General features: G+C 75.1%; 3 protein-coding genes. All 3 read right to left on the bottom strand.

The window, feature by feature from the left end:
* Positions 1–45: 45 nt before the first annotated feature.
* A complete protein-coding gene (locus AC08OV_RS11895; RefSeq protein ID WP_476613260.1) occupies positions 46–1,707 on the bottom strand; it encodes a PfaD family polyunsaturated fatty acid/polyketide biosynthesis protein in 1,662 nt (553 codons plus the stop codon).
* On the bottom strand, positions 1,701–4,697 hold the full coding sequence (locus AC08OV_RS11900) for a beta-hydroxydecanoyl-ACP dehydratase (protein ID WP_476613259.1): 2,997 nt from the start codon (positions 4,695–4,697) through the stop codon (positions 1,701–1,703). Before AC08OV_RS11900 ends, AC08OV_RS11895 begins: the two co-directional genes overlap by 7 nt.
* Positions 4,698–4,752: 55 nt before the next feature.
* Positions 4,753–7,483 (bottom strand): KR domain-containing protein (locus AC08OV_RS11905; protein WP_476619664.1); only part of this gene is annotated, 2,731 nt, incomplete at its 5' end.

Genomic DNA, 7,483 nt, shown 5'->3' on the forward strand with positions numbered 1-7,483 from the left:
CCGCAGTGGCCCCGGTCGTGCCCCCGGTCGTGGTCGTGGGCGCGGTCACCGGGCACCCGCCGTCAGGACGTACCGGTGCGCCGGCGAGCTCTCGCGCGTGGCCGGCGGTCGGTAGGCGGCCGCCCGCGCCGGCAGCCGCACCCCGGCGAACCGCAGCGCCGCGGCCCGCCCGGTGTAGGCGGCGCCGAGCATCAGCTCACCCGCGACGTCCACCGCGCTGCGCTGGTCGACGTCCGCCAGGTAGCTGCCGGCCGCCCAGGTGTTGAAGGCGCCCAGGGACGGGCCGCACCAGATCTGGTAGTCGGTGATCCGGTCGGGCGCGGCGGAGATCGCCCAGCCCGAGGACAGCCCGAGATACCAGCGGAACACCAGCGCCATCCGTCTCTTCGGGCTGGCCTGCGCGCGTTCGATCTGCTCCGGGTCGCGTCGGCTGAAGTAGTCGACAGTATCGGCCCAGATCTCGTCCACGGACCGGCGCAGGACCGAACGCTCCAGCCAGTTCCGATCCTCCGCCGAAAGGTCGTCGAGGGAGTCGTGGGCGCGGTAGAGGTCGTACAGCCGGCGGCCTCGCCCGGCGAACATCGTGCCGCGGCGCAGGACCTGCACCTCGGCGCCGATCTCGAACATGTCGGAGGCCGGTGCCATGTCGATGTCGTTCGGGCCCGCCTTCGCCAGCAGCGCCCGCGCCGCCGCCGACTGACCGGACTCGACGCACGCCTGGTTCACCGAACCGGTGACGACGTAGGCGGCGCCGAGCGCGAACGCGGCGAACACCGCCGACGGCGTACCGATGCCACCCGCGGCTCCCACTCTCGGCGGGCGGCGGTAGCCGAGCTCGGCGGCGATCCGGTCGCGCACCGCGATGATCTCGGGGAGCAGGACCGGGAGCGGCCGGCGGTCGGTGTGGCCGCCGGAGTCCGCCTCGACCGTGATGTCGTCGGCCATCGGCACCGTGCGGGCAAGCGCGGCCTGCTCGGCGGTCAGGGTGCCGTCCGCCACCAGCGGGCGCAGCAGCGCGTCCGGGGCGGGACGCAGGAAGAGCTCGGCCACCTCCGCGCGGGAGACCTTGGCCACCACCCGGTGCCCGACGTGTACGCCGCCAGTGCCGCCCGGCCGCAGCCCCGCGGCCCGGTAGGCGACGATCTGCGGGGTCAGCTCGAGGAACGCGGACGCCTCCACGCAGGTCACCCCGTGGCGCAGGCAGGCGGCCAGGATGGCCCGTTCCAGCTCCAGCTCGTTCGGGCTGTGGATCAGATTGCAGGCGAAGGGCGCCGGACCGAGCTCGCGGCGGATCCGCCCGAGCGCGTCGTCGATCCGGTCGGGCAGCACGCCGGCCGCCCCGTACGTGGCGAGGAAGCCCGCCCGTGCCATCGCCACGACCAGCTCCGGCGAGGCGATGCCGTTCGCCATCGCGCCGGTCATGTAGGGCTGACGCACCCCGTGGTCGGTCAGGAAGGACGCGGCTCCCAGCCGCTCGGGGCGGGCCGGCGGCGCCACAGCCAGCACCGTCGCCCCCGCCGCGCGCAGGCTCGCCGGGTCGTCGGTGGCCGCGATCGCGCCCCCCTGTTCGCTCACCACGACGCAGGGCGCGTCCAGCCGGGCAAGCAGGTCGTGGATCTCCTGGGCGGAACGCGCGAGCCGCGGCCCGCCCGATCCAGGGCGCAGCGTCGTCGGCGCGCCACGGACCATCGTTGTCGTCGTCACCATGATTGCGCTCCTCTACCGCGCACTTCGGCGGCGATGTCGGTCAGGCCGTAGATACGCATGCCGGGTTTCCAGACGCTGGCGTCCGCGACGACCCGTGCCCGGGCACCGTCGCGGCGGACGTCCTTGATGTGGACCTCCAGCGTCATCTCCCCGTCCTCCGGGCGGATCTGGCCGCGGTAGCGCCAGCTCATCGGCAGTCCGGCCGGCACGACGAAGGTCGGCTCGACGAGGTCGTCGGTCAGGCCCTCCTGGACCATCCACTCCTGCAGCGCCTGGATGACGGCCTCGACGCCCAGCGAGCCGGGCATCACCGGGTCGAGCCAGAAGTGCCGCGCGAAGAACCAGTCGCCCGGGCTCGTGGGGCGGACGGCGTGCAGGTAGCCGCGGCCGAAGTCGCCGCCGCCGTCCACCACCGTGATCTGGTCGAGCAGGGCCATGGCACCCTGGGCGCACAGCGGCGCGTTCGCGGCCCGCCGGGCGGCCACGTCGATGGTCCGCCGGTCCGCCGGCGCCGGGCTGGTGCGTTCCAGCCAGGTCGGCACGAACGCGCCCTGATCGAGACCGTTCTGGTTCGCCAGCGTCCGCTGCGTGAAGAAGCCGAACAACGACTCACCGACGTAGAACGGCTCGCCGTCACCGCCGTCACCGCCGTCACCGCCGGACCCGCCGGACCCGTGCGGTCCGGATCCGTCGCCCGGCACGAGGAACAGCTCATACTGGAAGTTCTGCAGGATCGCGCCGCTGAGCACGGTCGTGGACAGCAGGGTCGAGCGCTGCCGGATGGTGCGTCCGGCCAGGTCCACCTCGCGCCGGACGGTCGCCGTGCCGTCGAGGTTGCGCAGGACGTAGTCGTTGGCCGGGTCGGTCAGGGTCGCACCCAGGTAGTAGCCCAGCAGGAGCGCCGACTGGAGCGACGTCTCCATGTGCACGATGTTCGGCATCGTCGGGCTGGGGCTGTCGGTGTAGTACCAGGAGTCCGCCGGCGAGTCGTACTCGGTGATCATCGACGCGCCGCCGCTGAGCTGACCTCGCGCGCCGTCCACCCGCATGACCCGGTCCACCAGCCGCAGGCCGCCGCCGGGCAGCCGGCAGACCGTCCGGCCCGCGGCGGAGGCGAACTCGGGACCGAGCGCGATGGCGAGGTCGCCGCGCGCCGCGTGGAACATCTGCAGCTCACCGAGCAGCGCCGACTCTCCGGTCGCGCCCACGCGGCCGAGGAAGGCCGGCAGGACGCCGCCGTGCGCCGGGCCCACAGGGGTGCCCGGACGTTCCCGCACGGCCAGGGCGATCCCGCGGATCGTGGCGACCGGCCCGTGGGCGTCCCGCAGCTCGACGTCACCGCGCAGCCAGGGCCGCGGCACCAGATCGATGTCGGTGACGGTCAGCACGAGCTCCAGACCGGCCTCGGCGGCCGGCCCGGCGCCGTGGCCGGGCGCGTGGATCTCGATCGACAGCCGGCCGAGCCCGTCGGGGAGTTCCAGCCGCTCGTCGGGCAGCGCGACGTCGAGGTGCGCATCCGCGATCACCAGGTGCAGACCGGCGGCCATCGCGAACACGCTCACCGCCTGCCAGGAGGCGGTGAGCGCCGCGATGGCCAGGTGGGTCGGACCGGGCTGCCCGTCGCGGTCCGCCACGCCGCCGGTCAGCCGGCTCACCGAGGCCCGCAGCTGGCCCCGGCCGGCTGCGCCGCCCCGCGGCGCGAACTCCGGCACGGCGACCAGCGGGCCGCCGGGGGCGAGCCGCACCGACGGGTTCACCCCCCGCTGGTCGTAGCGGGCGCCGAAGACGCCGGCAACGTCACCGCGCGCCAGCCGGTCCAGGTCACCGGCGTCGAGGGTGGTGCGGGTGGTGCGGCCGGGCAGTTTGAACGCGTCCTCCGTCCAGCCGCGCGCGCCCCGGGAGCCGGGGGGGGCGCCCACCGGCTCCAGGGCGGCGGAACCGGGCGGGTTCCCCGGCGCTTCGATGCCGGCGAACCCGGCAACCCCGGCGAAACCACCATGGCTCGCGCCGTCCCGCTCGAGCCACCGGAACACCCCGCCGAGGACCTCCAGGAGCACGTCGGGGCCGCGGGTAACCCGCAGCGCGAGCGTGACCTCCGCCGTGGCCGGGTCGAACCCGCCGGGGGCCCCGATGCGGGTGGAGGCCTGAATACGCAGCTCGTCCCCGACCCGGGGCAGCGGTCCGCTGGTCACCAGAGCCGCCCGGGCCAGCACCCAGTGCCCCCCTCCCCGGGGTGCCAGGTGCGCCGACCCGCGCAACACCTCGTCCAGGGCCTGGCGGACCACGGCGGGCAGCGACACCCAACCGTCGATCGCCGCGGCGTCCCGGGCCACGACGGTGACATCCACCGCCAGCTCGGCAGGCGCCGTGATCTCGACGGGGGCGATCGCGGGAGCGGGCCGCGGCGGAGCGCCGGGCGCCGATGCACCCGCGTGCCCGGGAACCCCAGCATCGTGGAAGGCCGGCCGGTCCACCGCCGGGGTGCCCCACCCCGGTCCACCCCGGCCACGATCACCCACGGCGGCCGGGGTCCGACCGCCGGGCGGTGCGATGGCGGCCATCTCGGCCAGCGCCCGGTCGGCCAGGGCGGCCTGCGTGCGCATCGCCGAGGCGTGGGCCGCGACCACCGAGGCCCGCAGCCGACGCAGGGTGGCCGTGGCGTCATCGGCGGCCGGGACGGCCGGGCCCTCCCCGAGCGCGCTATCCGTGACGCCCGTAACACCCACAGCAGTAGCACCCACAGCACCCGTGCGCCCCACGCCGCTCAGGACGCCCGCGCCGCGGGTGGCGGCCGTGATCTCCCTGCCCCCGTCGGCGTTGTCCTCCTCGCCCCTGTCGGCGCCGCCCCTGTCGGCGCCGTCATGGCGGTGGGTGCCGCTGGGCCGCGCCTCGAACTCCGGGCCGGCCTGCATCGCCGCCCAGACGGCGGCGTCGGTCGGCTCGCCGTCGAAGCCCAGCCCGTCCTGCGTCGCCTCGACCGTGGTGGTCATCGTGATCCCTCCCATCGCCCGTGCAGTGCCTGGTCTTTCGGCCACCGACCGGACCTCATGCCCGGTCACCCGACTGCCACCGCTGCGCCCCCTGACGGATCAGATCCGCCATGTCCGGGGTGCCGACGAAGGTGAAGTCGGACAGGCGCTGCAGCACCCGTCCATCCGGGGTGTGGGCGGTCACGGTCACCGTGACCGTCATCGGGCCGGGTCGGACGTCGTCGACGACCACGATGAACGTCTCGTTGGCCGGCAGCGGAGCGAAGAACTCCGCGTGCCCGATCTCGATAGGCAGGGCGCCCACCTCGTTCAGGGTCCACCGGGCGAGCACGCTCCCGGCCGCGGCGAGGATGTCGCACAGGACCGGGCGGTGCAGCGCGCCCGCGAACGCGCCGCCGGCGAAGGGCAGTTCCGGCAGGCGGCACTCAGCCACCAGACGGCCCGGCTCCCGCACGAGCAGGCGCCGGATGCCCCGCATCAACGGCCCGTGGATGAGCAGCCCGTCGGTGTAGACCCAGGCCGCGTCCTCGCCCTGCTCGCCGAGCCGGTAACCATCGGCGGGCCAGCCCGGAGCGGTCGGGGCGGCCCCGGTGACCCCGGTGGCCCCGGTGACCTCGGCGAGCACGAGGGTGCCCGCGTAGTGCGAGGTCGGCAACGCGCCGCCGCTGTCCCCGCGAACGGTCGCGGACACCGTCACCGGCCCGCCGTCACGTCCGTCACCGGGCCTACCGTCGGTCCCGTCGACGGGCCGCGCGTCGAGCCAGTAGTCCCGCAGGTGCGCCCCGTCGAACACGATCCCCTTGTGCACGATGAAGTTCCGGACCTCGACAACCTGGCGCCCGGGCAGGGCTCGTTCGACCCCGTTGACCAACCAGCCGAGACCGGCGGTGGCGGGCAGCACCGGGGCCGGCCCGATCTGGTGCTGGTCGATGACCGTCTCGGTGTCCATAGCCGCTATCGAACGGTGCGCCACGAACGCGGCGGGCGCCGTGCCACCCGCGGTCCGCGCGAGCGGAGCGGATCCACCGATGAGGACCGCGCCGTCCGCGCCGTGGCCGTCGACGAGTTCCGCGACGAAGCGGCGCGCGCCCTCATCCGGCGGCAGCAGCGTCACGCCCCGGGAGCGGAAGAGCTCCCGCAGATCGGCCGTGACCATCCCGCCGTCCCAGGCGCCCCAGTTCAGGGCGACCACCCGGCCGGTGAGCCCGGTCCGGGCCCAGGCCGCGACCCTGGTCAGCGCCTCGTTGGCCGTGGCGTAGTCGGCCTGCCCCGGGTTACCGAAGACACCGGCGACCGAACCGAACAGCGCGAGATGACGCAGCGGTGCGCCCTCCAGCGCCGTGAGCACGGAGCGCAGGCCGGCGAGCTTCGGGGTGAGCACCGACCGGATGGCCGGGACGGTCTTGTCCGTGAGCATCGCGTCGGCCAGAGCGCCGGCGCCGTGCACGACGCCGGTGACCCGGTCACGCCAGGGCGCGAGCGCCGCGGCCGTCGCCACCGGATCCGAGGCGTCCACAGCCTGGTAGTGGATCCGCGCGCCGGTCGCGGAAAGATCACCGAGGGTAGCTCGCACCTGCCGGACGGCGATCACGGCGGCAGCCGCGGCGTCGACGTCGGGCAGCCGCACCTTGCGTCCCTCGGCACGGGCCCCGGCGAGATACGCCGCCTTGAGGCCGTCATCCTCGACTCCGGCCGCCCAGCCCGGCTCCTCAACCAGATTCGTGCGTCCGAGCAGGACAAACTCGCAGGAGGCGCGGCGCGCCAGCTCCTCGACGCAGCGCGCGGTCACTCCGCGGGCTCCGCCGGTCACCACCAGGACGTCCTCCGGGCCCACCGGGGGCCGGAACGCCGCCGGGGCGGTCGCCCCGGTCGCCTCAGTCGCCTCGGTCACCCCAGTCGCCCCGGTCACCCCGCCCTGGACATACTCGACGCACCAGCGGCGTCCCTCGGAATCCAGACCGACCTCGACGACGTCCCGGGCGGAATCGACGGCCTCCGCCAGGACGGCCGCTGCGAAGGTGTCGTCGTCGAGCGCCGGATGGACGTCGACCGACCGGCAGACCAGCTCAGGTGCCTCGAGCGCGACGGTTTTCACCAGCCCGGTGACCCCCGCGGTGACCGCCCCGGCTATCGAGGACCCGCCTCGATGGCCGAGCAGCCCGTCGACCCGCGTCACCGTGAGGAAGGCCGCGCGCCGGCCTGCCGAGGCCGCCGCCCGCAGCGGTACGACGACCCCCTTCGTGGCCAGGATGGCGTCGGCGAGCCCACGCGCGGCGACGTCGAAGCCGGCCAGGCCGGTGGCGCCGATCCCGGCTCGATCGTCCTCCCCGGCGCGGTCCGGCTCGGCCCCGGATCCGGCGCCCGGTGATGCCGGAGCGCCGAGGGCGAGCAGGCAGAGGTCCAGGCGGACCGATCCGGCGACGGCCGCGAGCGCCGCCTCGACCGCGGCACCGTCCCAGCCGAGGAGGCCGGCGGCGTCGGAGCCCGCGAGGGACCCGATCGCGATCCGCTCGACCGAGATGCCGCGCTCCCTGAGGTGGCGGACCAGCGCCGCACCACCGGCGTCACCGACCTCGATCACGAGCGCGCTGGGCTGGACGCCGAAAGGCTCGTCGAGCGGGTCTACGGCCGGCAGAAGGCGCGGCACCGCGCGCAGCCGCTCGATGGACGCCTCGGTCGGAACGGGGTGCGGCGCCGATGCAGTCGCCGTGGGCATCGACGCCGCCGTCTCAGTAGCGGTGGGCGGGGTCGACTCGGGTGCGGCGCTGGCCGGCGCGGTCAGGCCC

It is taken from the genome of Frankia sp. CeTa3Moorea (assembly GCF_978021225.1).

Excerpts from the sequence above, each read along its gene's own strand:
- AC08OV_RS11895 (WP_476613260.1), bottom strand. The coding sequence starts at position 1,707 with ATGGTGACGACGACAACGATGGTCCGTGGCGCGCCGACGACGCTGCGC.
- AC08OV_RS11900 (WP_476613259.1), bottom strand. The coding sequence starts at position 4,697 with ATGACCACCACGGTCGAGGCGACGCAGGACGGGCTGGGCTTCGACGGC.